The 26,792-nt window shown below is 67.0% G+C and carries 26 protein-coding genes; 9 read left to right on the top strand and 17 right to left on the bottom strand.

The window, feature by feature from the left end; all coding sequences use genetic code 11:
* Positions 1-15: 15 nt before the first annotated feature.
* On the bottom strand, positions 16-1,473 hold the full coding sequence (locus WHH00_RS02805; RefSeq protein WP_406636338.1) for a Gfo/Idh/MocA family oxidoreductase: 1,458 nt from the start codon (positions 1,471-1,473) through the stop codon (positions 16-18).
* A 374-nt stretch (positions 1,474-1,847) separates the two neighbouring features.
* Between WHH00_RS02805 and WHH00_RS02800 the strand changes: the two genes are divergently transcribed.
* Positions 1,848-2,882, top strand: coding sequence for a LacI family DNA-binding transcriptional regulator (locus WHH00_RS02800; RefSeq protein WP_406636336.1), 1,035 nt, complete (start codon positions 1,848-1,850; stop codon positions 2,880-2,882).
* 13 nt (positions 2,883-2,895) lie between these two features.
* Here the strand turns inward: WHH00_RS02800 and WHH00_RS02795 are convergent, their stop codons facing one another.
* Positions 2,896-3,594, bottom strand: a complete 699-nt coding sequence (locus tag WHH00_RS02795) for a FadR/GntR family transcriptional regulator (protein ID WP_406636334.1) — start codon at positions 3,592-3,594, stop codon at positions 2,896-2,898.
* Between the two features lie 98 nt (positions 3,595-3,692).
* Between WHH00_RS02795 and WHH00_RS02790 the strand changes: the two genes are divergently transcribed.
* A complete protein-coding gene (locus tag WHH00_RS02790; RefSeq protein ID WP_406636332.1) occupies positions 3,693-5,024 on the top strand; it encodes an alpha-hydroxy-acid oxidizing protein in 1,332 nt (443 codons plus the stop codon).
* 60 nt (positions 5,025-5,084) lie between these two features.
* Here WHH00_RS02790 and WHH00_RS02785 read toward each other — a convergent pair whose 3' ends face one another.
* Positions 5,085-5,684, bottom strand: a complete 600-nt coding sequence (locus WHH00_RS02785; RefSeq protein ID WP_406636330.1) for an ArsR/SmtB family transcription factor — start codon at positions 5,682-5,684, stop codon at positions 5,085-5,087.
* A gap of 151 nt (positions 5,685-5,835) precedes the next feature.
* Here WHH00_RS02785 and WHH00_RS02780 point away from each other — a divergent pair, with 151 nt between their 5' ends.
* The gene (locus tag WHH00_RS02780) at positions 5,836-6,339 is read left to right on the top strand and encodes a hypothetical protein (protein WP_231453970.1); all 504 of its coding nucleotides are present in this window, start codon (positions 5,836-5,838) and stop codon (positions 6,337-6,339) included.
* Between the two features lie 11 nt (positions 6,340-6,350).
* Here WHH00_RS02780 and WHH00_RS02775 read toward each other — a convergent pair whose 3' ends face one another.
* Positions 6,351-7,562 (bottom strand): acetoin utilization protein AcuC, encoded by a 1,212-nt coding sequence (locus WHH00_RS02775; protein ID WP_406636328.1) that lies wholly within the window; start codon positions 7,560-7,562, stop codon positions 6,351-6,353.
* Between the two features lie 104 nt (positions 7,563-7,666).
* On the opposite strand from WHH00_RS02775, the gene WHH00_RS02770 reads away from it, so the two are divergent.
* Together WHH00_RS02770 and WHH00_RS02765 are read left to right on the top strand one after the other, a co-directional pair.
* Positions 7,667-9,100 (top strand): TrkH family potassium uptake protein, encoded by a 1,434-nt coding sequence (locus WHH00_RS02770; protein WP_406636326.1) that lies wholly within the window; start codon positions 7,667-7,669, stop codon positions 9,098-9,100.
* A 40-nt stretch (positions 9,101-9,140) separates the two neighbouring features.
* Entirely contained in the window at positions 9,141-9,779 is a 639-nt protein-coding gene (locus WHH00_RS02765; protein WP_171059109.1) for a TrkA family potassium uptake protein, read from the top strand.
* 73 nt (positions 9,780-9,852) lie between these two features.
* On the opposite strand, the gene proC is transcribed toward WHH00_RS02765, so the two are convergent.
* The 5 genes from proC to WHH00_RS02740 form a co-directional block, all read right to left on the bottom strand.
* The gene (gene proC, locus WHH00_RS02760) at positions 9,853-10,686 is read right to left on the bottom strand and encodes a pyrroline-5-carboxylate reductase (RefSeq protein ID WP_406636324.1); all 834 of its coding nucleotides are present in this window, start codon (positions 10,684-10,686) and stop codon (positions 9,853-9,855) included.
* 273 nt (positions 10,687-10,959) lie between these two features.
* Positions 10,960-11,949: a Ppx/GppA phosphatase family protein gene (locus WHH00_RS02755; protein ID WP_406636322.1), complete on the bottom strand. Its 990-nt coding sequence runs from the start codon at positions 11,947-11,949 to the stop codon at positions 10,960-10,962.
* A gap of 7 nt (positions 11,950-11,956) precedes the next feature.
* A complete protein-coding gene (locus WHH00_RS02750; RefSeq protein WP_406636320.1) occupies positions 11,957-12,376 on the bottom strand; it encodes an SseB family protein in 420 nt (139 codons plus the stop codon).
* A 50-nt stretch (positions 12,377-12,426) separates the two neighbouring features.
* A complete protein-coding gene (topA, locus tag WHH00_RS02745) occupies positions 12,427-15,153 on the bottom strand; it encodes a type I DNA topoisomerase (RefSeq protein WP_406636318.1) in 2,727 nt (908 codons plus the stop codon).
* A gap of 123 nt (positions 15,154-15,276) precedes the next feature.
* Positions 15,277-16,953: a methyltransferase gene (locus WHH00_RS02740; protein WP_406636316.1), complete on the bottom strand. Its 1,677-nt coding sequence runs from the start codon at positions 16,951-16,953 to the stop codon at positions 15,277-15,279.
* 64 nt (positions 16,954-17,017) lie between these two features.
* Here WHH00_RS02740 and WHH00_RS02735 point away from each other — a divergent pair, with 64 nt between their 5' ends.
* Positions 17,018-17,491 (top strand): hypothetical protein, encoded by a 474-nt coding sequence (locus WHH00_RS02735; RefSeq protein WP_406636314.1) that lies wholly within the window; start codon positions 17,018-17,020, stop codon positions 17,489-17,491.
* 50 nt (positions 17,492-17,541) lie between these two features.
* On the top strand, positions 17,542-18,126 hold the full coding sequence (locus WHH00_RS02730) for a hypothetical protein (protein WP_406636312.1): 585 nt from the start codon (positions 17,542-17,544) through the stop codon (positions 18,124-18,126).
* 12 nt (positions 18,127-18,138) lie between these two features.
* Here the strand turns inward: WHH00_RS02730 and WHH00_RS02725 are convergent, their stop codons facing one another.
* The gene (locus WHH00_RS02725; RefSeq protein ID WP_406636310.1) at positions 18,139-19,032 is read right to left on the bottom strand and encodes a rhodanese-related sulfurtransferase; all 894 of its coding nucleotides are present in this window, start codon (positions 19,030-19,032) and stop codon (positions 18,139-18,141) included.
* A 108-nt stretch (positions 19,033-19,140) separates the two neighbouring features.
* On the opposite strand from WHH00_RS02725, the gene WHH00_RS02720 reads away from it, so the two are divergent.
* A complete protein-coding gene (locus WHH00_RS02720; protein ID WP_406636308.1) occupies positions 19,141-19,833 on the top strand; it encodes a GNAT family N-acetyltransferase in 693 nt (230 codons plus the stop codon).
* Positions 19,834-19,898: 65 nt separating this feature from the next.
* The gene (locus WHH00_RS02715; protein ID WP_406636306.1) at positions 19,899-22,274 is read left to right on the top strand and encodes a DEAD/DEAH box helicase; all 2,376 of its coding nucleotides are present in this window, start codon (positions 19,899-19,901) and stop codon (positions 22,272-22,274) included.
* Positions 22,275-22,284: 10 nt separating this feature from the next.
* Here WHH00_RS02715 and WHH00_RS02710 read toward each other — a convergent pair whose 3' ends face one another.
* The 7 genes from WHH00_RS02710 to WHH00_RS02680 form a co-directional block, all read right to left on the bottom strand.
* Positions 22,285-22,719: an Rv3654c family TadE-like protein gene (locus WHH00_RS02710; RefSeq protein ID WP_406636304.1), complete on the bottom strand. Its 435-nt coding sequence runs from the start codon at positions 22,717-22,719 to the stop codon at positions 22,285-22,287.
* On the bottom strand, positions 22,716-23,303 hold the full coding sequence (locus WHH00_RS02705; protein ID WP_406636302.1) for a TadE family type IV pilus minor pilin: 588 nt from the start codon (positions 23,301-23,303) through the stop codon (positions 22,716-22,718). Before WHH00_RS02705 ends, WHH00_RS02710 begins: the two co-directional genes overlap by 4 nt.
* A complete protein-coding gene (locus tag WHH00_RS02700) occupies positions 23,300-23,647 on the bottom strand; it encodes a DUF4244 domain-containing protein (protein ID WP_406636300.1) in 348 nt (115 codons plus the stop codon). Before WHH00_RS02700 ends, WHH00_RS02705 begins: the two co-directional genes overlap by 4 nt.
* 139 nt (positions 23,648-23,786) lie before the next feature.
* Positions 23,787-24,404, bottom strand: coding sequence for a type II secretion system F family protein (locus WHH00_RS02695; RefSeq protein WP_406636298.1), 618 nt, complete (start codon positions 24,402-24,404; stop codon positions 23,787-23,789).
* Positions 24,401-25,174, bottom strand: coding sequence for a hypothetical protein (locus WHH00_RS02690; RefSeq protein WP_406636296.1), 774 nt, complete (start codon positions 25,172-25,174; stop codon positions 24,401-24,403). The genes WHH00_RS02695 and WHH00_RS02690 overlap by 4 nt, the downstream gene beginning before the upstream one ends.
* A complete protein-coding gene (locus WHH00_RS02685; protein ID WP_406636294.1) occupies positions 25,171-26,556 on the bottom strand; it encodes a TadA family conjugal transfer-associated ATPase in 1,386 nt (461 codons plus the stop codon). Before WHH00_RS02685 ends, WHH00_RS02690 begins: the two co-directional genes overlap by 4 nt.
* A complete protein-coding gene (locus tag WHH00_RS02680) occupies positions 26,553-26,786 on the bottom strand; it encodes a hypothetical protein (RefSeq protein WP_406636292.1) in 234 nt (77 codons plus the stop codon). Before WHH00_RS02680 ends, WHH00_RS02685 begins: the two co-directional genes overlap by 4 nt.
* Positions 26,787-26,792: the final 6 nt, after the last annotated feature.

The following is a 26,792-nucleotide window of genomic DNA, read 5'->3' as shown; positions in this document are numbered from 1 at the left end:
TTTCCTGGGCAGGAGTCAGTTGCCGCGGCGGAGGTCGACGCCGAGGTCCAGGTCCTCGATGCGTACGGGCAGGGATGACTCGAGGGAGCGGTTGCCGGCGATGCCCACCGAGACGGAGCGAAGCCCGTCCAGGTAGCCCGAGGGGCGGCCCAGCGGGTCCTCGCCCGGGCCGTTGAAGAGGTCGGAGAGCAGGAGCTCGTCGCCGCCGCCGTGGCCGCCTTCGCCGTTGACGATCGGCACTTCGTAGGCAGCTTCCCAGTGGCGCTGGACCACCAGGCGTTCGCCGTTGCGCCGGATGGCGTCGTCTTCCTCGATGGGGGTGGCGCTGGGGTCCACCACGGTCTTCTTGTCCGTGCTGGACGTGACGGCGGCGCGTTCCACCACCTCGAGCTCGGCGCGGCCTTCGGTGCCGTTGACCGCTACCCGGTAGCCCTCCCAGGGGCTGTGGGCGTTCAGCGAGTAGCTCAGCCGGGGCCCGCCCTGGTACTCCACCACGAGTGCGAGGTTGTCCTCGATAGTGATGCCGCCGGTGAAGACGTCCTGGTCGCGGCGGTAGCCGTCGTAGTGCTCGTTGTCCAGGAAGAGGGCCTTGAGGCGCTCGTCCTCCCGAAGGTCAAGGGTGAACGGATCTTTTTCAGCGGTGGCGGGCGCATCGGCATCTGGCGTGCCGCGCTCGGGACGGGGACCCAGGCCGCGCTCGGCGGCGTTCTTGTCTCCGTAGAACTTCAGGCCGCCGGAGGCGAAGACGCGCTCCGGGACGTCGTCAATCCACCAGTTGACCAGGTCGAAGTGGTGCGAGGCCTTGTGGATCAGCAGCCCGCCGGAATTCTTCTTTTCCCGGTGCCAGCGGCGGAAGTAGTCGGCGCCATGGACGGTGTCCAGGACCCAGCTGAAGTCGATCGAGGTGACCTTGCCGATTACGCCGCTCTGGATAATCTCCTTGAGCGCGCTGTTGCGCGGCGAGTAGCGGTAGTTGAAGGTGACCACCACGTTGCGTCCGGTCTCGTGCACGGCCTGGGTGATGCGGCGGCAGCCTTCGGCATCAATGGTGAGGGGTTTTTCGACGACGACGTCGGCACCTGCGCGCAATGCCTCCACGATGTAGTCGGCGTGGGTGTAGTCAGGGGTGGTCACCACGACGCGGTCGATGGTGTTCGCCTGGATGAAGGCGGTGAGGTCGGCGGGATCGAACGATGCGACCGGACCCGCCGCACCCAGTTCCTGGATGAGCTTCTGGTAGAACTCCACACGTCCGGGGTTCACGTCCGAGAATGCCACCAGCTCGGCGGTGTCCGCATGCTTGCCGAAAATGGCGCGGATGTACATCTCGGAACGCCCGCCGGTGCCGATCAGGGCAATGCGGGCTTTGCCGCCGTGGCGGGCGGGTGCACCTGCGACGGCTGCAGCCTCGGTGCTCGGCGCGACCTCGGACCGGGCCTCTGGGGCGGAAGTCGACTCGGCTGTGTTGACCATGAGGGGTCCCTTTCGAAGACTCAAATCCGGCCGGTATGGGCCGCTGTTCGGTGAAGATCTGGTGCTTTTTGTGCCTAGTCTGAGAAAGCGTTTTCTCAGGCTTCTATATGAGTTGTATCAATCCCATCGCTCATCCGTCAAGCATTGGCAGTGCAGGAAGAAAGCGTTTTCTGTCCATGGCAGTCCCGCGAGCGGGAAAGAACGGGAAAATTGGCCGGGAAAAGTGGGAAAAGAAGAGAAATCGCTTTCCCGTCCCGTTGTATGCTTTCACTCACTACATGCATTGACTAGTACGCCGCCAGCCGGTTCGGATCCTGCCCTGCAATGGAACGGCGCCACCACCTGCAGCAGCGGCGCGAAGGAAGGGACCACGCATGGTCAGGAAATCGGCATCGGGCCGGATCGGCATCGCGGATGTTGCCGTGAAGGCGGGCGTCTCCCACGCAACGGTTTCGCGCGTCATGAACGGCAACTTCACGGTTGACCCCGAGATTGCAGCCCGGGTCCGGGCTGCCGCGGTCGAGCTGAAGTACCAGCCCAATCCCGTGGGCCGAAGCCTGGCGCTGGGCAAAACAGACACCATCGGCATTGTTGTTCCGGACCTGGCCAACCCCACCTTCCAGGCCATTCTCCGGGGCTTGAGCCGGGCTGCCGCCCAGGACGGGTACCGCGTGCTCATCGCCGATTCCTTCGAGGTCTCCAGCGAGGAAACCATCCTGGCGGGCGAGGCACGCCGGCGGTGCGACGGTCTTGTCCTCTGCGCGCCCCGCATGAGCGACGCCGAACTGGAGGAGATTGCGCCGTCCCTCCGGCCGCTGGTCCTGATCAACCGCACCACGGCAGCCGCAGGGGTCCCCAGCCTGGTGGTCGACTATGGCCAGGGCGTGCAGGATATCGCCGAACACCTGGTGGAACTGGGCCATACCCGTCTCGCCTTCCTGGCAGGCCCTCCCCGCAGCGCCTCCAACAACCTGCGGCTGCAGGGCCTGGAGGCCTTCAAGGCGGCCCATCCGCAGGTGGAAGTCACCATGCTTGAAGGCGGCTCGGACTTCGATACCGGCCACGGCGCAGTGGACGCGGTGCTGGAAAGCGGCGCCACGGGAATCCTTGCCTTCAACGACCTGGTGGCGATGGGACTGATGAGCGGACTGCATGAACGGGGCCTGGACGTCCCGGGCGACATCTCCGTTACCGGGTTCGACGACATCCCCTTTGCCAGATACACGACGCCGACGCTCACCACGGCGGCCGTTCCCATCACCGAGCTGGGCGAGCAGGCCTGGCACCAGTTGCGGGCCCTCATCCGCAACGAGGAAAGCGATGCTCCCGGGAGCCGCTACCAGCCGAAGCTCGAGGTGCGCGCCAGCACCGGTCCCGCCAAGGCTGCCCGTACGGCAGTCCACGGCTGACCGCCAGCTTCGTTCAGGAGCTCACGGGCAGGCCCAGCCCCGCTTCCCGGTAGTACCCCTCGATGTGCGCTGCCACCAGCTTTGCTGCGCGGTCGCCGTCGTCATTCCTGATGGCGGCAAGGATCTCGCGGTGTTCCGCCTTCAGGCGCGAAGCTGTTGCCTCCCAGTCCGGAAGGTTGGACGTCAGCTGCGCGGCGTACCGCTGGATGGACTCGCGCAGGGAGCCCATCATCGCACTGACCACGGCATTCCCCGCGGCATCAGCCAGCGCCAGGTGGAACCGGACGTCCAGCGCCAGGAATTCATCAACATTCAATCCCCCGGCGGCCATCTCCTCCAGCAGCCTGCCGGCCGCCTCCAGCTCCGGAGCCCGCGGACTTGCCTTCGATGCCGCCCAGGACTCCAGCAGGACCCTGGTTTCCACGATGTCCGCCACCGGAAGGTGCTGCGTGGCAACGTGCAGGCGCAACGCTGAGCCAAGGGCCGCCGTCGGATCCGAGATGACCACCGTCCCGGCCTCCGGGCCCGAGCCCACCCCAGCCCGGACCACGCCCATGGCCTCAAGGATCCGGATGGCTTCACGAACCGATGTGCGAGAGACCTTCAGCTGTTCGGCTAGCGTCCTCTCGGCGGGCAGCCGGCCGCCTACGGTCAGCCGGCCCTCGGAAAGCTCAGCCTCGATCCAGGACAAAACAAGCTGGTGCGTACGCATAGGGCCATGGTACTTGATGTGGTCCAACCACATGGCCTACAGTGTGGTTAGACCACAGGAGGTCCCGGACGCGGACCTGCCGCCCAATGGAGGACGCCATGACCCACACCATCCAGCCCAATAATCCGGAGACAACGCGTGCCCCGGATGCCACCGATATCCCGGCAGCCGCACCCGGACCAGCCGCCGCTTCCGCAGTGCCGGCAGCCCTGAAGCGCCGGATCCCCAAGTACTCGGACCTGGCGCCGCTGATGCAGTTCAAGAAGCCCGAGTTCAGCAAGGAAGCCCGGCTCAAGCGGGCCAGCACCGTCTGGGAACTCCGCGACATCGCCAAGCGCCGCACCCCGCAGGCACCCTTTGATTACACCGACGGCGCTGCCGAAGGGGAGATCACCCTCCGCCGCGCAAGGGAGGCGTTCCTGGACATCGAGTTCCGGCCCGGCATCCTGCGCAACGTCTCGAAAATCGATCTGAGCACCGAAATCCTGGGCAAGCCCTCCCGGCTGCCCGTGGGCATCGCCCCCACTGGCTTCACCCGGATGATGCAGTCCGAAGGTGAATACGCCGGTTCCCAGGCCGCTGAAGCCGCCGGAATCCCCTACACCCTTTCCACCATGGGCACCGCGTCCATCGAGGATGTGGCGGCTGCGGCACCGAACGGCCGCAACTGGTTCCAGCTGTACCTCTGGACGGACCGCGACCGCTCGCTGGAGCTGATTGAGCGGGCCGCCAAGGCCGGCAACGACACCCTCATGGTCACCGTGGACACCGCCGTGGCCGGCGCCCGCCTCCGCGATGTCCGCAACGGCATGACCATCCCGCCGGCGCTGACCGTCAAGACCGTCCTGGACGCCTCCTACCGGCCCGCCTGGTGGTTCAACTTCCTCACGCACGAGCCGCTCACGTTCGCGTCGCTGTCCCGCTACACCGGAACCGTGGCCGACCTCATCAACTCCATGTTCGATCCCACACTGACCTTCGAGGACCTGGACTGGCTGCGCGAAACCTGGAAGGGCAAGCTGGTGGTCAAGGGCATCCAGACCGTGGAAGATGCCCGCCGCGTCGTGGACCATGGCGCCGACGGCGTGGTCCTCTCCAACCACGGCGGCCGCCAGCTGGACCGGGCACCCATCCCGTTCCACCTCCTCCCCGAGGTCAAGCAGGCCTTCACCGCGGACAACAGCGGCGCAGCTATCATGCTGGACACTGGCATCATGAGCGGCGCGGACATCGTGGCTGCCCTCGCGCTGGGGGCCGACTTCACGCTGATCGGTCGCGCCTACCTGTACGGCCTGATGGCCGGGGGCCGGGCAGGCGTTGACCGCACGCTGCAGATCCTGGAGAAGGACATGGCCCGCACCATGGCCCTGCTGGGTGTCAGCAAGGTCTCCGAGCTGACCCCGGACCACGTCCGCCTGCTCAACAAGTAAACCCCCAACCAGGTAGCAGTAAGTGTCGTTTTGAGCGCTCAGAACGACACTTGCTGCTACTTACTTTTTGCGGCCGAACTTCGGCAGGGTGGGGAGGTTCGCCAGGAGGTCGGCGGCCTTGGTGGCGGCCCGGCCCACGGTCCTGCCGATCTGCTGGGGAACGGTGTCGTCGCTCAGGGGCGCCGTGGTTCCGCCGGGAATGACGACGGCGGGACTCAGCTCGGCGCCGTCGCGTGCCAGGACGCCGGCGGACACAGCCTCCGCCGCCACTGCTCCGGCCGTGGCGGCTTCCTGGTCCGGAGCCGCCTTGCCGGCGGTGCGGGAAGCCTGTTCCTGGCTTCTGCCGGCAACGGCGGGAACGGGTGCCGAGGCAGTGGTTTCGACCGCCGGGGCCGCTGCTCCCACGTCCAGGGTTTCAAGCCAGGTGGCGATGCCCTCCAGCGGCTTGCGGTTGAGTGCGTAGTAGCGCTTCTGGCCCTGTGCCCTCATGCTCACTAGCTGGGCTTCGCGAAGGACTTTGAGGTGCTTGGAAATGGTGGGCTGGCTCGCCGCCAGTTCCTCCACCAGTTCGCCCACGGCCTTGTCTCCTGCACGGAGGGAAACCAAAATGTCACGCCGGGTCGATTCCGCTATGACGGCAAATACGTCGTCTGTCACCATGCCTCCCACCCTAGCGACATATACGCCGAAAGGCATCAACTATTTCGGCCGTACCGGACGCCATTGCCCGGGCTCTCCAGCAGTGCTAGAACGGTTCCAGGGTTGCCCCGGGTTCCCGGGAAGCGGCCGCGCGACCTGAGGAGTGGGTGGTATGGATTTCCTCCGCCAGCAACTGTTCAACATCATCGCGTTCGTTTTCCTGGGCCTCTTCGTCGCCGTCTGGGGCTCCGTGCTGCTGCGCGTGGGGTTCTGGGTGCCTGACGGCAGGACTGTGGCGCCGCCCCTCAATGGAGCCCTGGTCACCGCCGCCGGCGTCCTGGCCACCTCATTGAGTTCCCTTACCGCATCTGCCTTGGGGTTTACCATCGCCGAGGTCCGCCGTGACGAGTCAGAGCAGGACGCCCGCCGGCCATCGGGTCCCGCTGGGCAGGGAAGCTCCACGGTCATCAACCCGTCCGACGTCACCGCGAGGCTATCGGGGCGGATCGTCGCCGCCATCATCGTCTACCTCGCAGTTGGCCTGGCCGTCCTGCTGCTCTGGCTCGCCAAGGGAACCGCGTCCACGGACCTGATCGGGGCCTTCGCCCTGTCGCTGCTGGGCTGGCTGATCGGCGCAGCGGGAGTGGTCTTCCAGACGGAGAAGCGGAGTACCTGACCGGCACGGCGTCAGTCGAACCAGGGGTCCAGCCCGTGCAGCGGGAAGACGGATTTTCGCGTTGCCATCACCGTACGGTCCACGGCGTCGTTGGGGTCGAAACCGACCTCCCACGACCGCCACCACAGCTCCACGTCGTCACTCATCAGCGCCGGCGCCGAGGAGCCGAACTTGTCCTCCACATAGTCACGCCAGTCCTGCGGGACCGGCGTACGCAGCGGCACGGGCCGTCCCGCCGCGATGGCAATCAGGTGGCTCCAGGACCGCGGAACCACCTGGAGGACGTTGTAGCCGCCGCCTCCCGTGGCAATCCAGCGGTTGTCGCAGTGGCGGGCTGCAAGGTTCCCGACGGCGGACGCGGCCTCCCGCTGCCCGTCAACGCTGAGGTTGAGGTGGGTGAGGGGATCCAGCCGGTGGGAGTCGCACCCGTGCTGGCTGACAATCACCTCCGGCTGGAAGGCGGCCACCAATTGCGGGACCACCGCGTAGAAGGCGCGCAGCCAGCCGGCGTCCCCAGTCCCCGAGGGCAGCGCAACGTTCACCGCTGTCCCCTCGGCCTGCGGGCCGCCGATCTCATTCGCGAACCCGGTGCCCGGGAACAGCGTCAGGCCGCTCTCGTGCAGCGAGACCGTGAGCACGCGGGGGTCGTCCCAGAAAATGCTTTCCGTTCCGTCACCATGGTGCGCATCGACGTCGATATACGCCACCCTGCGGATGCCGCCGTCGAGCAGCTTCTGCACCGCAAGTGCGGCGTCGTTATAGATACAAAAGCCGCTGGCCCGCTCGCGCGAGGCGTGGTGCATGCCGCCGCCGAAGTTGATGGCGCGCAGGGCTGAACCGTCCAGGATCCGGGAAGCGGACAGCAGCGAGGCTCCTGCAAGGCGGGCCGCCGCCTCATGCATCCCGGCAAAAGCGGGGTCGTCCTCGGTACCCAGTCCGCGGGACTCATCAGGCTGGCCGGGATCGGCGCTGACCTTTTTGACTGCGGCAACAAACTCGGGCGAATGCACGGACTCAAGGGCGGCGTCATCCGCCACGTCCGGGGCTTCCACCGCAACATGGTCCAGGTCGAACAGTCCCAGGCTGGACGCCAACCGGGCTGTGAGGTCCATCCGCTCCGGCGCCATGGGATGGCCGGGGCCGAAGTTGTACGCGGTCATGTCAGAACTCCACGCCACCACCGTTGGGGGCGCGGGCAAGCTGAGGCCCGGCAGGTATGTCATCAATCACAGGCTACCTGAGCGCGGCACCCCTCCCGCCCGGTCATGACGCATGCATTAGTGGTTTACTACTGAGGGAAACAGTTTCTACCGAGGAAAAGCCACACATGACGCAAAGCCAGTCGAGGCCCCGTACCCCGGCCAACTGGCATCCCGCAGCGCAGGAGCGGGAAGGCCTCTGGATCCTTACGCGGCTGCGGGACTTCGTCGACGACATTGCGAACACTTCGCCGGCCCGGCTTGCCCTGACAGTGTTCGCCGCCGTCTGCCTTGTATTTGCGCTCCTGCTGTCCCTTCCCGTCTCCTCCGCCGCCGGCACCGTCACCCCGGTCCACCAGGCACTGTTCACCGCGGTCTCCGCCGTGTGCGTCACCGGACTGACGGTGGTGTCCACGGCTGTCCACTGGTCCTTCTTCGGCCAGCTGGTGATCCTGGTGGGCGTGTTCATCGGCGGCCTCGGCACCTTGACCTTGGCCTCGCTGCTGGCGCTGATGGTTGGCAAGAGACTGGGAGTGCGCGGCAAGATCATTGCCGCCGAATCCATGAACAACGCAGGGCGCCTGGGCGAGGTGGGCACCCTGCTTCGGATTGTTATCACCACGTCAGTAGTGATTGAAAGCATCCTCGCACTGGCCCTGATCCCCCGGTTCCTGACCCTGGGTGAGCCGTTCTGGCAGGCTGTCTGGCACGGGATTTTCTATGCCATCTCCTCCTTCAACAATGCAGGTTTCACTCCGCACTCTGACGGCATCGTGCCCTACGAAACAGACCTGTGGATCCTGGTTCCTCTGATGCTCGGCGTCTTCCTGGGCAGCCTCGGTTTTCCTGTGGTGATGGTCCTGCAGCAGAACGGGCTGAACTGGAAAAAGTGGAACCTGCACACCAAACTCACCATCCAGGTCTCCTTCATCCTCCTGGTGGCGGGCACCGTCCTGTGGGCTTTGATGGAGTGGGACAACCTGCGGACGATCGGGACAATGGACCTGGGCGACAAGGTCACCCATTCCCTGTTCGCGTCCGTCATGATGCGGTCCGGGGGCTTCAACCTGGTGGACCAGAACCAGATGGAATCCACCACCATGCTGCTGACAGATGCGCTGATGTTCGCCGGCGGCGGTTCAGCCTCCACTGCAGGCGGCATCAAGGTCACCACCATCGCCGTCATGTTCCTGGCAATCGTGGCTGAAGGCCGCGGCGACACCGACGTCAAGGTGTACGGCAGGACCATCCCGGAGGGAACCATGCGGGTGGCCATCTCGGTGATCGTCGCCGGTGCCACGCTGGTCTCCGTATCCGCGTTCCTCCTGCTCCACATCAGCGGTGCCTCGCTTGACCGGGTGCTGTTCGAAACGATCTCCGCGTTCGCAACCGTGGGTTTGAGCACCAACCTCAGCGCTGAAGTGGCGCCGGCGGGCGTTTACGTCCTCACCGCGCTCATGTTCGCCGGCCGTGTTGGCACCGTCACCCTCGCCGCCGCCCTGGCCCTTCGCCAGCGCAGCCAGCTCTACCACTATCCCGAAGAGAGGCCCATCATTGGCTAGTTCACCCGACGCCCCGCGGCGTCCCGCCCATAACGCCCCCGTGCTGGTCATCGGGCTGGGACGCTTTGGCTCCTCCACGGCAGAGCAGCTGGTCAAGCAGGGCCGCGAAGTCCTCGCCATCGAACGGGACCGGAGCCTGGTGCAGAAGTGGGCGCCGCTGCTGACGCACGTGGTGGAGGCCGACGCCACGAATATCGATGCCCTTCGCCAATTGGGAGCGCAGGAGTTCAGCTCCGCCGTTGTGGGCGTGGGCACGTCCATCGAGTCCTCGGTGCTGATCACAGTCAACCTGGTGGACCTTGGCATCGAGCACCTCTGGGTCAAGGCGATCACGCCCTCCCACGGCAAGATCCTCACCCGGATCGGCGCCAACCACGTAATTTATCCTGAGGCCGACGCCGGAGTCCGCGCCGCGCACCTGGTCTCCGGGCGGATGCTGGACTTCATCGAGTTCGACGACGACTTCGCCATCGTGAAGATGTATCCCCCGCGTGAAACGGTGGGATTCACGCTGGACGAGTCCAAGGTCCGGTCCAAGTACGGCGTGACGATCGTCGGTGTGAAGTCGCCGGGCGAGGACTTCACCTACGCCCGGCCGGAGACCAAGGTCTCCTCCCGGGACATGCTGATCGTCTCCGGCCACGTGGACCTGCTGGAGCGCTTCGCCGCCCGGCCGTAGTCCCCAACCGCCCCCTCACCTCGCAAGCTCGGCCAGGGAAACCCTGCGGTCGTGGGCCCACGCTATTTCCACGCTAGCCGAGCTGTTTGGTGATTTCGGCTGCCCGCTCGGCAGCCGCGCGGGCTCCGGCAGCGATGATGGCGGGCATCCCGCGCTCGTCGAACGTGGCGATGGCCCTCTCGGTGGTGCCGTTCGGGCTGGTCACGGCCTTGCGCAGGGCGGTGGGATCGGCGCCGGGCTCAGCCAGCATGAAGCCGGCTCCCGCCACTGTTTCCCGGGCCAGGAGCAATGACAGTTCCGCGTCCAGGCCCAGTTCCCGGCCTGCTGCGGCCATTGCTTCGGCAAGGTAGAACGCGTAGGCCGGTCCGGAGCCGCTGATCGCCGAGAGCGCGTCCACCTGTTCCTCTGGGACCTCCACCACCGTTCCTGCGCCGTGCAGGACGTCCTTGACCCTCTGGAGCTGCTCCGGGGTGCAGTTGGTGCCCGGCGAGACGGACACCACGCCCCGGCCGAGCTTGGAAGGAGTATTGGGCATGGACCGGATGACCGGCTGGCCTGCCGGCAGTGCTGCCTCAAGCTGGGCGATGGACACCGCCGCAGCCACGCTCACCACCACCGTCGTGGGTGAGAGCGAGCTGCTGATTTCCCGAGCAAGTTCGGTAATCCCAACGGGCTTGACGCCCAGGATCACGACGCCGGATCCCTTGGTTGCCTGCTTGTTGTTGTCCGGTTCCTCTTCCCCGGCGATTGCGGTCACCCCGTGGTGCCGCTCTGCCAGTTCGGCGGCGCGTTCAGCCCTCCGGACGGTTGCGACGACGTCCGCCGGATCCGTTCCGGCTTCCAGCAGGCCACTCAGAATTGCTTCGTTCATGGATCCACAGCCAAGGAATGCGATTCGGTTGCTCATGGCTCCATCATTACAGTTAGGCCCGGCCGGCGCCGAAATACATGACCGGGGGCGGACACGAAAAAGGCGGGAACTCCCTGAAACCCATTCACAGCTGGCTCACATGTTGGGTGCAGGTCCCTCACAACTTGCAGCCCTAACGTAGTCAGTACCTCATTGAGGGTGCGAGTGATGCGGCAGGGATGGGGATCCCTGCCAGGGTACCGGCGTCCGGCAACAGGTTTTCCCCCATTTTCCTGTTGCCGGCGCCGGTATTTCCGTTTAACGGGTTTTCTAGACGGCGGCTTCGACGGCCTGCGGCGGCGCCAGGTGGGGTGCCAGCTCCAGTGGCCCGGAAAACACCAGCTGGTCCAGCCGGCGGAGGATCAGGCCTTCCCGCAGAGCCCAGGGGCAGATCCTCAGCTTCTTGAATTTGAAGAGTTCCAGCGCGGCCTCCGCCACGAGCGCTCCGGCCAGCAACTGGTGGGCGCGGGCTTCGGAGACGCCCGGCAGGTGCAGCCGGTCCTCGGCCTTCATGGCCGAGATGCGCTGCGCCCAGACGCCCAGGTCCGAAGCCTGCAGCTCGCGTTTGACGTAGGGGCCTGCCGCACTGGGAGCGGCACCGGCGATCCGCGCCAGGGAACGGAAGGTCTTGGACGTTCCCGCCACCACGTTGGCCCGACCCAGCCCGTCGAACTCCCGGACTGCCGGTTTGAGGGTGGCCCGGATGTACCGCCTGAGCTCCTTGACGCTTTTGGCAGACGGCGGGTCTTCTGACAGCCAGTCCCGCGTCAGCCGGCTGGCGCCCAGCGGTACGGAGGTGGCCACTTCAGGAAGCTCATCCTGGCCGAAGGCCATCTCGAAGGATCCGCCGCCGATGTCCAGGTTCAGGATGGGTCCGGCGCCCCAGCCGTGCCAGCGCCTGACGGCGAAGAAGGTCATGGATGCTTCTTCGCTGCCGGTGAGTTCCTGCAGGGTGACGGTGGTTTCGTGCTTGACGCGGGCCAGGACCTCGGGGCCGTTGGTGGCCTCCCGGATCGCTGACGTGCAGAAGGCCAGGAGGTCCTCGGCCTTGTGCCTGGCGGCAAATTCCCAGGCCTCAAGGACGAACTCGGTGAGCTCGTGCTGGCCGGCGTCGTTGATGCTGCCGTCCGGCTCCAGGTACTGGACCAGGGACAGCGGCCGTTTATGCGAGGCAAAGGGCACCGGGCGCGCGCCGGGGTGGGCATCCACCAGGAGGAGATGGACAGTATTGGACCCGATATCGAGGACGCCTAGCCGCATGGTGCCATTATTCCTCGTCAGCGCGCTTGAAGTCGCGCTTGATGTTGGCCACGCCTTCCGGGTTGATCTCGAAACCGTAGGCTGCGCCCGGGTTAATGACCATTCCCAGCTCTTCGCCGATGTTGGCGATGATGGCCGCACCCTGTGTTCCCAGCACGTTGGGCGCAGCTTCAAGGTACTGCTGGTCCACCCGGCTGGGGTGCGAGAAGACGGCCAGGACGGGGTCGCCGTCGGCATTGCCCAGGACCAGGGGCTCCACCTGGGAGTCCTCGCCCTCGATGCCGTCCGAACTGATGATGTAGACCTCGCTGTTCAGGAAGGACAGGATGACGTCTACCGGGCTGACATCGGGCTGGCCGCCCTTGGCGAGCTTCTCCTCGAGGTCGTTGAGCGGAGTGGTGTCGTCAATTGCGGGCTGTTCAGTCATCCCTCTACCCGATCACGATCCAGTGCCCCATGCAAACCCCGTAACTACCGCTACTTCTTGGCGGTTGCCTTCTTCTTGGCCGGAGCCTTGCGGGTGGCCGTACGCTTCACCGGGCCCTTGGCACGCTTCTCCGCCAGCAGTTCCACCGCCTGCTCGCGGGTGAGCTCCTCCAGGGACGTTGCCCGCGGAACGGTGATGTTGGTGATCCCGTCCGTAATGTAGGGGCCGAAGCGGCCTTCCTTCACCACGATGTTCTTTTCAGACACCGGGTCCGGGCCGAACTCCGCCAGCGGCGGGACGGCGGCCCGGGCGCCGCGCTGCTTCGGCTGGGAGTAGATCTCGAGCGCCTGGTCCAGGGTGATGGTGAAGATCTCTTCCTCGGAGCCGATGGACCGGGAGTCGGTCCCCTTCTTGAGGTACGGACCAAACCGGCCGTTCTGCACCGTGATGAGGTTGCCTTCGGCGTCCTCACCCAGCGCGCGGGGCAGGCTCATGAGCTGCAGCGCCTCGTCCAGGGTGACCGAGTCCACGGTCATGGACTTGAACAGCGAGCCGGTGCGGGGCTTGGCCTTCACCGGTTTCTTCGGCGGCTTGGGCTTGCCGTTCTTGTAGTACTCCACGGGCTGGGCAGCAATCTGTTCCTCGGTCATCTCGGGGATGACCTCGGTGACGTACGCGCCGTAGCGGCCGTTCTTGGCAACCACCGTGTGCCCGGTGTGCGGGTCGGTGCCCAGCACGCGTTCCTCGGGAGCAGCGGTTTCCATCAGCTCAATGGCCTTGGCGGCGGTCAGCTCGTCAGGAGCCAGGTCCTCGGGCACGTTGGCGCGTGCCGACTCCACGATCTCCCCGGTCTTCGGGTCAACAGTGGCAGCCGAGCTTTCCAGGTACGGGCCGAACTTGCCAACCCGGAGCGTAATCTCATCGGTGATCGGGATGGAGTTGATCTCGCGGGCGTCGATCTCGCCCAGGTTGTTCACGATGCTCAGCAGGCCGGGATCGGACTCTTCGCCGAAGTAGAAGTGCCGCAGCCAGGAAGCGCCCACGGCCTGGCCGTTGGCAATCTTGTCCAGGTCGCCTTCCATGTCGGCGGTGAACTCGTAGTCCACGTAGTCGCTGAAGTGCTGCTCCAGCAGGCGGATCACCGAGAACGCAATCCAGCTGGGAACCAGGGCCGAACCCTGTTTCCGGACATACCCGCGGTCCTGGATGGTGGAAATGGTGGAGGCGTACGTGGACGGGCGGCCGATGCCCCTCTTCTCAAGCTCCGCCGTCAGTGACGCTTCGGTGTAGCGCGGCGGCGGCGAGGTCTCGTGGCCCACTGCCAGGATCTCGGACGCCTTGAGCGCATCACCCTTGGCAACGTTGGGCAGCCGGCGGGCTTCGTCGGATTCGTCGTCCCCGCGGGTCTCGTCCTTGCCTTCCTCGTACGCGGCGAGGAAGCCGGGGAAGGTGATGACGGTGCCGGAGGCCGAGAACTCGGCATCGCGCCCGTCCGCAGCGACGGCACCCAGCCGGATGGTCGCCGTCGAGCCTTTGGCATCGGCCATCTGTGACGCGACCGTGCGCTTCCAGATGAGTTCGTACAGGCGGAACTCGTCGCCGGAGAGCTGTTTGGCCACCTGCGCCGGGGTGCGGAACGAGTCACCGGCGGGACGGATGGCCTCGTGTGCCTCCTGCGCGTTGGCTGCCTTGCCGGTGTACACCCGCGGTGACTGCGGGATGTACTCAGGACCGTACAGTTCGGAAGCCTGCCGCCGGGCCGCGGTGACGGCCTCGTCACTCAGGGCTGAGGAGTCCGTACGCATGTAGGTGATGTAGCCGTTTTCGTACAGCCGCTGGGCCACCTGCATGGTGCTCTTGGAGGAGAAGCGCAGCTTGCGGCCCGCCTCCTGCTGCAGCGTGGAGGTGGTGAACGGCGCAGCCGGACGGCGGGTGTACGGCTTGGTGTCCACGGACCGGACAGTGAACGAGGCCTCCTGCAGCCCTGCCGCCAGGGACGTGGCCAGCTCTTCGTTCAGGTGCGCGACGTTTTTCGAGGTGAGGACGCCGTCGTCGTTAAAGTCACGGCCGCTGGCCACCTTGGAGCCGTCCACGGCGGCGAGCTTGGCTTTGAAGGATCCGGCGTCTGCGCCGAACTGGCCGGTGAGGTCCCAGTAGGAGGCAGCCTTGAACGCCATCCGTTCGCGTTCGCGGTCCACCACCATGCGGGTCACCACGGACTGCACGCGGCCGGCGGACAGGCCGCGGGCCACTTTGCGCCACAGCACCGGGGAGATTTCGTAGCCGTACAGGCGGTCCAGGACGCGGCGGGTTTCCTGGGCGTCCACCAATGCCGTGTCCACATCGCGCAGGTTTCCCATGGCGCGCTGGATGGCTTCCTTGGTAATTTCGCCGAACGTCATCCGGTACACGGGGACCTTGGGCTTGAGCACTTCCAGCAGGTGCCACGCGATGGCCTCGCCCTCGCGGTCCCCATCGGTTGCGAGATAGAGTTCGTCGGCGTCCTTGAGCGCAGCCTTGAGCTCGGTCACCTTTTTCTTCTTGTCCGCGGACACCACGTAGTAGGGCTTGAAGTCGTGATCGATGTCGACGGCGAACTTGCCCACCGACGTTTTCTTCAGCTCAGCGGGCAGTTCGGACGGCTGCGGCAGGTCGCGGATGTGACCAATGGAGGCCTCTACGATGAAGCCCTCGCCGAGGTACTTGGCGATGGTCTTGCTCTTGGCCGGAGACTCCACAATCACGAGTTTCTTGCCGGTTTTGGCCTTGCTTGGCACGGTGCTCCTACAGAAAAAGGTTGCTCGGGCAGATGCGCCCATACTGGCCTAGTTCACCATATTTTGCAGAAATGTGCGCATCCATGTGGAAAAGAAGGGGGTTCTGGAGGCGCCGTCCCCGCCTCAGTCCCTGCCCGGCTCCAGGGCAGGGATCAGGAAGCCGTCGCGCACCAGGTTGGCCACATCGGTGAGCAGTCCGCCCCGGAAGGAACCGGTGTCGAACCCGTCCTCCGGCCCGGTTCCCGAAGAGGTCACGCCGCCGCCGAGCAGCGCCTCCAGCGCGCCCGCAATCTGCCCGGCCGTCAGGTCGCCGTCGCACGCCGAAACGAAGCCTGCCAGCTCGGTGCTCAGCAGGTTGGTCCGGCGCAGGCCCGCCCCCTGCCGGAGCAGGATCACGCCGGGGTGCTCCGCGCCCGGCCGCTGGTGGCGCTCCTCCGTGACGTCCTCCGCCACCAGCAGGTGCGTGTCCTCCACGCTGTGCGCGGCCAGCCAGTCGATGCGTTCGACGGCGGCGCCCAGGTGGGGGCCGATGGGCTGCTCTATGGGGTAGGTGATTTCCTCGAACCGGGTGAACGGTGCCTGCCCGGGTGCCGCCGGCCGCCGGAGCCAGACCATGCCGAAGCCGATGCCCTCCACGTTCCTCGATTCAAAGTCCGCCAGATAAGCGGCGTAGGCGTCCCGGTAGTGCTGCCGGTCCCGGCCCTCGGAGGCGTCCTGCAGCCATGTTTCCGCGTACTGCTCCGGCCCCACCTGCTCGCGCTGGATGAACCACGCATCAATGTCCGAACCGGCCCAGCTTTGAGGCCGTTCCTGCCATGACATTCCCGCCATGACTTCCCAGTTGCCTAAAAGCTGGGCTGTTCCGGCAGGAGCTAGGACGGACGGCAATGTCCTCACAAGGGAAGAGACGATCTCATCGCCCGGAAGTCCGCCGTCGCGGTAGGTGAACTGGTCCGCGGCGTCCTCCCCTGCGCTTCGCGGCGTGATCACGAACGGCGGGTTGGACACCACCAGCCCGAACTCCTCACCGGCCACAGGCTCCAGCAGCGACCCCAGACGCAGGCTGACCCTGTCCTCGAGCCGGTCCGGGTCAACGGAGAGGGCCCCGGCATTGAGCAGGATGTTGAAGCGCGTGTAGGCAAGCGCCCGTTCGGAGATGTCCGTTGCGGTGACGTGCTCGCAATGGTGCAGCAGGTGGAAGCTCTGGATGCCGCAGCCCGTGCCGAGGTCCAGGGCGCGTTCGGTGTGGCGGCGGACGGTGGTCTGCACCAGGGTGGTGGACGCCTGCCCGATGCCGAGCACATGGTCGTGACGCAGCACGCCCGCCTGCTGGTGTGCGGCCAGATCACTGGCCACCCACAGCTCCGCACCCCCGCTGCCGTCCTCATTAGGTTCCCACCCGTAGGGCCGCAGGTCCGCCTTCGCCGTCAAAAGCCCTGAGGCGGGAACGGGCTCCACCAGCCCCAGCTCAAGGAGGCCTTTGGCGCCAATGCCCGGAAGGGCGGCGTCGAGCGTCTCCTTCGCCTGCGGCTCGGCCAGGAGCCAAAGGCGGACGACGGCGGCGAGCGCCGCGTTCCCTTCGTCCTGCCACGCAGCCCGGTCCACTGCCAGCAGGGCCGGAATGATCTGGTCCCGGTTCAGGGCCGCGGAGGCGGCAGCGCCCAGGAAGCGGGCGACGCCGTCGGGTGTGTAGTCCAGGCGCCTCAGGTCAGCGGCGAGGGCTGTGAGCAGGTCCGGGAGGTCGCTGCGGGGTGCGTCCGGGGTGTTGCCGGCGGTGAACTCGTATGGGGATTTAGGCACTGCCCAAGTTTAGTCCGGGCCGGCGCCGGAGCCCGGGGCCGGCTGCACCGGGTAGCGTGGAGGCATGCCTTCGCGTTCTTCCGTCCTTCTGCGTGCCCGGCTCCGGCCGTCGCGGCACGCCCGCCTGCTGCCGTGGTCCGCTGCAATTGCGGGCACGGCCCTTGCCCTGGCCGGCTGCTCCCCTGTTGTTTCCGTCGAGAACGCGGACGTCCCGCAGTGGCAGGCCACCGCGCTGCCCCCGGCTCCGGGGGCGGTCCTCGAGGACGCGGGCAAGATCCTCAACCGGGACCGCATCATCAGGGAAGCCGCTGATGTTCCGGCGGGCCGCTATATCCTCACCGCCACGTGCGAGGGCGGCGGAAAGGCCTTCTTCGCCGTATCCCTGAACGGGAAGATGCTGGCGGACGCCGGGGCAGCCTGCAACGGCAGCCGGGAAACCACAAGAATCACCCTTCCGGATGCCGGCAGACTGGACATCAGCACGTACAGCGTGGACGCACCCCTCATTTACGCCTACCGGCTGGCGCCCGAGGAATAGCCCTCCTCCATGCTCTGGCCCGCCGGGGCCGGCGGGCATACAGTCTGACTATGCCCAGTGTGCGGATAGCCTCCGCGCCATCCACCGTCCATACGGACCCCCGGCAGGAAGCCCGGGTGCCGCCGGCGCGGAAGCCGGCCGCCGCCGTCGTCATCGCTGCGGTGGCCGCCGCGATGCTGCTGGGCGGGTGTGAATATACGTACGACGACGGGCGGAACCTGCCCGGGCCCGTTGAGGCGGAAGGGACGCGCCTCCCAGGGCCGGTGTTCACCCGCGACCCCCTGCAGAACGATCCCGTGGCGGCGGAAGACGTAGGAGCATGGGCGGCCCGGACGCTTCCCGACACCGGGCAGCCGGTGGCCTCCGCCGGGGCAGGACTCCTGGCCGCGGGGAACGTCCGGACCGAATCCACGCCGGTGCTGGGAACGGGAACCTACGCGCTGGCCCTGGCGTGCCGCAGCCAGCGCCGCGTGACCTTCACGGTCCGCAGCGACTCACTGACGCTGGTGGACCTGGGGCTCCGGTGCGGGATCAACCGGGAGAATGTCATTTATCTTTCGTCGGAAACAGCCCTCAGCATCAGGGTGGAGGCCAGGACGGGAGCCAACTATGCCTACCGGCTGAGGCTGCTCTGACGCGTTTGCCTGTCAGGCGGCGCAGCCCTCGGGGCAGCGCAGGGTATCCGGGCTGGAGGCGCACTCCGCGCAGTACAGGGTGAGGGTGCGGCAGCTGGGGTTGGAACAGTTCTCGAACTTGCTGGTGGGCGCGGCGCAGCGGGCGCACTGCCCGATGGTCTTGGCGTCGTTGCTGAACTCGAGGTGCATGCGCTTGTCGAAGACGTAGAGCGAGCCCTCCCACAGGCCCTGGTCCTTGAAGGTTTCGCCGTAGCGGACAATGCCGCCATCGAGCTGGTACACCTCCTTGAAGCCCCGGTTCACCATGAGGCTGGACAGCACCTCGCAGCGGATGCCGCCGGTGCAGTAGGTGACCACCGGTTTGTCCTTGAGGTCGTCATACTTCCCGGATTCCAGCTCCTGGATGAAGTCATGGGTGGTGGCGACGTCCGGGACGATGGCGTCCTTGAACCTGCCGATCTGCGCTTCGAAGGCGTTCCGGCCGTCAAAGAAGACCACGTCCTCCCCGCTTTGCTTCTTGGCGTCGACGAGCTGGTGCAGTTCTTCGGGCTTGAGGTGGGTTCCCCCGCCCACCACACCGTTCGCATCGACCTTGAGTTCTCCGGGAGCTCCGAAGGAGACAATCTCGTCGCGCACTTTGACGCTGAGGCGCGGGAAGTCCTCGGCGCCGCCGTCGGACCACTTCACGTCGATGTCCCTGAAGCCCTTGTACTCGCGCGTTGTCTTCACGTACTGCTTTACGGCGCCGATCTCACCGCCCACGGTGGCGTTGATGCCGTCCCTGGAGATCAGGATGCGGCCCGTCAGTCCGAGCTTCTCGCAGAGCGCACGCTGCCAGAGCCGTACCGCCTCCGGGTCGGCAAGGGGGGTAAAGCCATAAAAGAGCACAATTCGGTTTAAAGCCACGCATTTAAGGGTACCGGCATGGTGCATCCGTGTTTTCGCAGCATCACAATTGCATAAGCTCTCGGCCGCCCCCTGTTGCTGGCGACCGGGCTGGAATAGTCTCATGCCATGAGCCCGGAAACCATGGTTGAAGACATCACTGGCCTTCTTGAGGTGTGGGTGGCGGGCTGGGCCGGTTGTCGCGGCTACAGGACATCCACCGAGGGCCGCTTCCCCGCCGTGCTCCGCGCCGACACCAGCGGCGACTGGGAATTCTTCGCCTCCGAGCCCACCGACGACGAGTTCGCGGCTCTGGCCGCAAAGACGGCGGAGGCACCCGCGAGGGTCTTCACCATCCTCACCAACGACATCGCCCGGTACTCCACCCTGGCGGCGCGGCACGGCCTGAACGTGACCTCCAGCTCGCAGGCGATGATGATCGTGGACATGGAAACCCAGGACGCCGAGGATCCCTGGCTCTCCGACGACGACCTCACGCACTCAACCTGGGAGCAGGACGGCGTGCATTACGCAGAGGTCCGCTCCGGTGACGCTTTGGCGGCAAGCGGACGCGTGTTCGTGGTGGGGGAAACCGCGGTGTTCGACAAGATCATCACCGAACCGGCTTTCCAGCGCCGCGGCCTGGGCAGTTTCATCATGCGGGCCCTGGCAGCCCAGGCCTTCGAGCACGACGTGCAGGAGGGCCTGCTCCTGGCCTCCGCTGATGGCCGGAAACTGTATTCCCATCTCGGCTGGACCACCGTTTCCAGTGTGCTGATGCTCTCCGCGTCCCATGACGGTTCGGACCTTTCCCTGAGCTGACCCTTCCTGTTACCCCCATGGCGAACCGGGGCCGGCAAGGCCCCGCCGGGTGAAACAATGTGGGGGTGAACCCCCATGACTCCCTGATTCCCCTGCTGGGCCGCGGCCCGGACCCGGAACAGCTTCGTCATGTGCGGACCATCCCGGCCCGCGAGGCCGAGCATGAGCCGTGGCCCGCGTGGGTGCACCCGGACCTGGTTGCGGCGTACGGATCACTGGGTATCCAGGAGCCCTACCGGCACCAGGTGGAAGCAGCCGGCATTGCGCACGGCGGGGAACACGTTGTGGTGGCCACCGGAACCGCGTCAGGGAAGTCCCTGGCGTATCAGCTGCCGGCACTCGACGCCATCCACCGCTCCGAACTGCGCGTTCTGGCTGACCCGGGGAAAATCCACGACGACGGCGCCGTCACCTTGTACCTCTCCCCCACCAAAGCCCTGGCCGCGGACCAGCTCAACGCCATCCGTGCGCTGAAACTGCCCACCGTACGGGCGGAAACCTACGACGGCGACACCGACCCCGCGTCCCGGCGCTGGATCAGGGACCATGCCAACTTCATCCTGGCCAACCCGGACATGCTCCACTTCGGGATCCTTCCCAACCATGCCTGGTGGGCAGGATTCTTCCGCCGCCTGCGCTACGTGGTCATTGACGAGGCCCACAGCTACCGGGGCGTGTTCGGCTCCCACGTGGCCAACCTGATGCGCCGGCTGCGCCGGATCTGCGCCTACTACGGAGCCGGCACGGCGCACCCGGGGCCGGTGTTCATCGCGGCCTCCGCCACGGCCTCGGAGCCTGAGATCTCCTTTGCCCGGCTCATCGGCGCCCCGGTCCGGGCGGTGTCCCGTGACGGCTCTCCACACGGCGCCACCACCGTCGCGTTCTGGGAACCCGCCCTGACCGAGGTACGGGGCGAGAACGGCGCCAGGGAGCGGCGGACCGCGGTGGCTGAAACCGCGGACCTGCTGGCGAACCTGGTGTCGGCCCGGACCCGCACCATAGCGTTCATCAAATCCCGGCGCGGGGCGGAAACCATCTCCTCGATCACGAAACGCCTCCTGGATGAGGTGGATCCCAGCCTGCCCCAGCGGGTGGCCGCCTACCGTTCCGGATACCTGCCCGAGGAACGCCGTGCGGTGGAACGGGCCCTGCGCTCCGGCGAGCTCCTGGGCGTTTCGAGTACGTCAGCGCTGGAGCTGGGAATCGATATCTCCGGCCTCGATGCGGTCCTGGTGGCAGGATGGCCCGGCACCCGGGCTTCCCTGTTCCAGCAGATCGGACGGGCCGGAAGGGCGGGCCAGGATGCCATCGCGGCCTTTGTTGCCAGCGATGATCCGCTGGACACCTTCCTGGTGAACCATCCGGAAGCGATCTTCGACGTGTCCGTGGAAGCAACAGTCTTCGACCCCTCCAACCCCTACGTCCTGGGACCGCACCTGTGTGCCGCGGCTGCGGAACTTCCCCTCGGCCCCGCAGAAATCGGCCTGTTCGGCCCCACCGCGGAGTCCCTCCTGGACAGGCTGGTGGCGCAGGGCTACCTCCGGCGGCGGCCCGCGGGCTGGTTCTGGACACACTCCCAGAGCGCGGCGGCCATGGTGAACCTGCGGGCAGACGGAGGCGGGCCGGTGAGCATCGTGGACTCGGAGACCGGGTCCCTCCTTGGCACGATGGATTCCCCGCAAACCCACTACCAGGCCCACACCGGCGCCGTCTATATCCACCAGGGTGACAGCTATGTGGTGGAGGACCTGAACGAGGATGACCACTGCGTGATGGTGCGCCGGGCCAATCCCGACTACTACACCACCGCCCGGGACGTGACCCAGATTGAGGTGCTGGAGACCCAGCGGACGGTGGCGTGGGGTGACGTATCGGTTCACTTCGGCGACGTCAAAGTGACTACCCAGGTTGTCTCCTTCCAGCGCAAGGCCCTGATCTCCAACGAAATCCTTGGGGAGGAGCCACTGGAACTGGGTGCCCGCGAGCTCTTTACCAAGGCTGTCTGGTTTGTGGTGGACAACCGCTCCCTCACGGGCGCGGGCCTGCTCGAAGCCCAGTTCCCCGGAGCCCTGCACGCGGCGGAGCACGCAGCCATTGGGCTGTTGCCCCTGGTGGCGTCCAGCGACCGGTGGGACATCGGCGGGGTCTCCACCGCCCTGCACGCCGACACCGGGGTGCCCACCATCTTTGTGTACGACGGGCACCCCGGCGGCGCGGGTTTTGCTGAGCGCGGTTTCGACAAGGCGAAGGTCTGGCTAACAGCCACCCGTGACGCCATCAAGGCCTGCGAATGTGATTCCGGGTGCCCTTCCTGCGTCCAGTCACCCAAATGCGGGAACAAAAACAACCCGCTGGACAAGGCGGCCGCCGTCTCCCTCCTGGACGTCCTGCTCAAGAACGCCACCGAAGCCGGCTCCCTGGGCCTGGAAGTGCAGCACTGACCCGAACTGGCTACGGTGGAGGACCCGCCCGGGAGCGCCCGTGGGCAGCCCCGAACAGCGTCCTTTCCACCAGCTCGGTCCTCACCTCGACAGTCTGGCCCGCGCCTTCCGTGCATCCCATAACAGCGGCCCCATGCCGGGCAGCCACCTCCGCCGCGACGGTGCACGGTTCCCCGGCAGCAAGGCCCCGAAGGGCGTCAGCAGCCGCCAGTGCCGCAAGGTCCGCAGCGGATGCGGCCCTGCTGGCCAGGACGGCCGACTGCGCCAGCAACAGCATCAGCGCCATGGCCATCATCACCACCAGGGCCAGTCCGGCCGCCAGGACTGTCCCCGAACCGCGTTCCCGGCTGGTGCCAGCTGCGCCGTTCGTCTGGTCCGGAGCATGACGCCTGCTGAGGACCGTCCGATCCCTGCTGCCCGTTCTACGTTCCTTGCCGCGCGTCATCCGGCAGTCTCGCTCCGGGTGGAGGCCTGCGCCGTCAGGAGCCACGGGATGGATGCACCGAGGGGACCGCCCACCCGGTCGGTGACGGTGACATGCAGCCACTCGCCGTCAGCCGAAACCGTCGCGGATGCCGACCCTCCCGACAGGGTACGGACGATCCTTTCCACGGTGGCGGAATCGTCACCGCGGGCAAGCGCCCGGGCGCCGGCACGCGCTCCCTCCTCCAGCCGCAACTGGGTGACCCCGGCGGAGGAACCTGCCAGCAGCATGGCCAGCAGCAGCAGGACCGCAGGCAGGGTGACGGCAAACTCCGCCGTTACGGCGCCGCACGAACCCGCCACGGCGCCGCACGAACCCGTCCAGCCACGCGGACCCGCCGCGGGGCCGCACAAATCTGCCACGGCGCCACGCGGGCCGTAGGCCACGTGGCCTCCGGAGCAGCTGCAGGCCCGCGGATTCCGCCGCTGCGTACGCATCACGGCGGACGGTGCGGTGACGGACGGGCCTGTGGCGGACGAGCACGTGGCGGACGGACCCGTGTCGGAGAAACCCGGCGCCAGGAGCGCTGCCAGCGCCCCTGTCACGGCAGAGCCAACGCGGTGCGGATCAGGGTAAGCAGGAAGCCGCGGACCTCCTCGCTGCGGAGGATGAAGACCAGGAGCCCGGCAAAGCCTACGGCGGCGAGGGTGGCTATGGCGTATTCGGCCGTTGCCATCCCTGCCTCGGACCCGAGGAGCCGGACCCGGCCTTTGCTGGTTCCTGGCGAGCCCGCGCCCGGATACAGTTCCACGGCATTGGCGGGCAACGGGCGGCCGCCCCCGGAGCTGATGGCGTGGCGGGAGGAGCTGCGGTGTTCCCGGGAGGCGGGACGGGCAGCCGCGGGCGCCGCAGCTCCGCCAGCGTAGTGGCGGCGGTAATGAGTGGACATGTGGTTTTTCCTTCCTTTGGGCCGGTGGTGTTCCCGGCTGTTCTGACTCTTCCGGGCCCGGCCTGGAGCGGTAAGCCCTGGGGGTTCGTAAGTGGAAAAGCTCAACGGTTCACCCCTGTGGAGGAGGAGACACGGGTGCCTAGGACCCGTAGGGCACCAGGGCCAGCAGCACGGGGACCACTCCCAGGCAAATAAAGGCGGGAAGGGAACAGAGGCCCAACGGGACCACCAGCTTCACGCCCAGCGACGCAGCGCGCTTCTCTGCTGCGCGGAACCTCTCCCGGCGGAGCCGCGCCGCCTGCGCATAGAGAATCGCCGAGGACGGGGCGCCGGTCAGCGCCGCGAACCCCAGGGCGTCCCGGAGTTCCAGGACCTCGGGGAGGCGGACCGCACTGCTGCGCCATGCGGTTTCCCAGTCGGCCCCGATTGCCAGAGCCGCGACAACCGGCCGAAGGGCGCCGCTGTACTTCCCGGAAGCCGAGGCGGCCACCAGCTCAAGTGACCGGCCTATGCCCGATCCGGCGTCCAGCATGGCGGCCACAAGTTCCAGCATCATGGCGGTGTCCCCGAGTCCTTCGGGCGCAGGTCCGGGCAGGTGCCCTCCGTTGCCGGCGGGGACCCCCGCGCCGCGGCCAGTTGCCCCGGAAGACAAGCTGAGCAGCCGCTTCCGTGGCCTGCCCCGCCCGCTGCCTGCAAGGGCTGCTGCCGCGGCGAGTGCAAGGAAGAGCGCGAGCGCTGCGGCGGAAGGCTGGGTCATGGCACTCCAGCCCCTGCTGCCGCGGCCACCAGCCTTGCGGACCACAACCGTCCGGCCACTGTCAGGCCTGCTCCGGCTGCGAGGGCAGCGAGCCCCCACGGAGTTCCAAGCAGGATGGCGAGTGGGTCCACGCCCAGGGCGATCCCCAGTCCCAGGCCCATCAGCGGCAGCCAGGTGAGGAGGCTGACGGTGGCCTTTGGTCCGGCCAGGGCGGTCTGGCGGGCGGCATCGGCGTCATCCTCCACTTCAAGCTGCGCGGCGAACCTGGTCAGTACGTCTGCGAGCGGGCAGCCGCTTGCTTCAGCGATATCGAAGCAGGCCGCGAGCTCCGCCCAGATGCGGGACTCCCTGTCCCGCCGGGGGAAGGCGGACGGCGACGCCCGGCGAATGGCTTCCGAGACGGGTACGCCGCGGGATGCCGCAGCGCGAGCCGCGGCCAGCATGGCGTTGGATCCTGAGGACAGGCCAGGCGCCCGGGAGCCGGACGAACCATAGACATCCCAGATCTCCTCCCAAAGCCGCGCAGGCGTGCGGCCACCTTTGAGCAGTGCGGCGACTTGCTGCACAACAAGGGTCATGCGTGCCGCAGGCTGTTCTGTTCCTTTCCCGGCACCCCGCAGCCGCCACGAAAAGACGCTTCGCCTGGACGTTTTTGGGCCCGGAACCGGGCGGGAGGCGCCGGCTCGGCGCAACCTGGCAGGGGCACCCAGCGGCGGCGCAGCCAGCAACACCGCAGCCATTCCCAGGCAAACGACAAGAAGGAGTATCATTCGGGCAGTCCCGGGCGAAGCCCCAAGCGTGCCGCAAGGGCCGTCCAACCCGGGCCGGCGGCCACTTCACCGTCAACACCTACCAGGGCAGGCTCGACACTGAGTCCGCCGGGCCCGTCCCCGATCAGGCCCACGCACGCCACAGCCCGGCCCCGGGGCGTCCTGTCAACGTGGATGACAACATCCAGCGCGCTCGCTGCCTGAAGCCTTACGCCGTCGGGGTTCATCCCCGCGAGCGCACCCAGCGCCGTTAGCCGGGCCGGAACGGCAGCGGCGGTATTCGCGTGGATGGTTCCGCCCCCTCCGCTGTGTCCGGTGTTCATGGCAGTGAGCAGCTCCCGGACTTCGGCGCCGCGGCATTCACCCACCACCAGCCTGTCCGGCCGCATGCGCAACGCCTGCCGAACGAGATCCCCCAGATCCACTTCGCCGCCGCCTTCCAGGTTTCCGTGGCGTGACTCGAGGGACACGGCATGCGGATGGACAGGGTTCAGTTCCGATGCATCCTCAATGAGGACCAGCCGCTCTGCGGGGCTGCACAGGCCGAGCAGCGTGGAGAGCAGGGTGGTCTTGCCGGACCCGGTGGCCCCGCTGATGAGGAAACTCAGCCTGCGCTCCACCACCTGTTCCAGGACGGTCTGCAGTCCGGAGTTGAACATGCCGGCCTCCCGCAGCTCATCCATCGTGAAAACACGTTCGCGCCGGAGCCTGATGCTAAGCAGCGTCCCTGCCGTGGAGACGGGCGGCAGCACGGCGTGGACGCGGTAACCTCCGGCCAGCCGCACGTCCACGCACGGTGAACCGTCATCAAGGCGCCTGCCGCCGGCCGCCACGAGCCTGCAGGCCAGGGCCCGGAGCTGGGCCTCGTTGTCGAAGGCCACGGGCACACGCTCGATGCCGCGGCCCCTGTCCACCCATACGGACCCGGGAGCATTCACAAAAATGTCCGTAACGGCAGGGTCCCGGGTGAGGGCCTGCAGCGGCCCCAGTCCGTTCAACTCTGCGCTGATCCGCTCCACGGCGGCCAGTGACCCCGCCGTACCCAAGAGCTTCCCCGTGGCCTGCACTGCCGCCGCCACCCGCGAGGGCGTCACCGCGGCTGCGTCCGCCATCATGGACTCCCGCACAGACTCAAGGAGTCCCAGGTCCACAGCCTGCCGTCCACCTGTGCGGCGCTCGCGCCGGCGCCATTCACCGCTGCCGGGCTCACCCGGGCGCCCGCCCTCCTGCCGGGGACCGTCATGCCGAATGCCGTCGTGCAGAAGACTGTCTTGGCGCGGGCTCTCCTGCCGGGGACTGTCCGGGCGCGTCTCCAGGATCCGCGCCCGCCGCCGCATCCCCGCCTCAGATCCCGGTCCCCCGGCGCTGGCCTGGCTCCTCATTCAGGTTCTCCGGAGGCCAGCCCGTCGCCAAGGAGGTCCAGCACGGAAGCAGCAAAATGCCGGACGGCCCGCCGCTTTCCCAGCTCAAGGAGGCGGCCCGACTCCATGGCCGCAGCGACTCCGCGCAGCTCAGGCACCCGCGCCTGGACCGGAAGGCCGATGGCCTCGGAAATCAGGGGACCGTCCAGGGCTGCGCCGGGACGGCCACGGACCAGGAGTGACGCCTCCACCGGGGG

This window comes from Pseudarthrobacter quantipunctorum, from assembly GCF_045291495.1.
Lineage (GTDB): Bacteria > Actinomycetota > Actinomycetes > Actinomycetales > Micrococcaceae > Arthrobacter > Arthrobacter quantipunctorum.
Note: the sequence above shows the minus strand (reverse complement) of the source record. Positions and strands in the feature narration are given on the sequence as shown.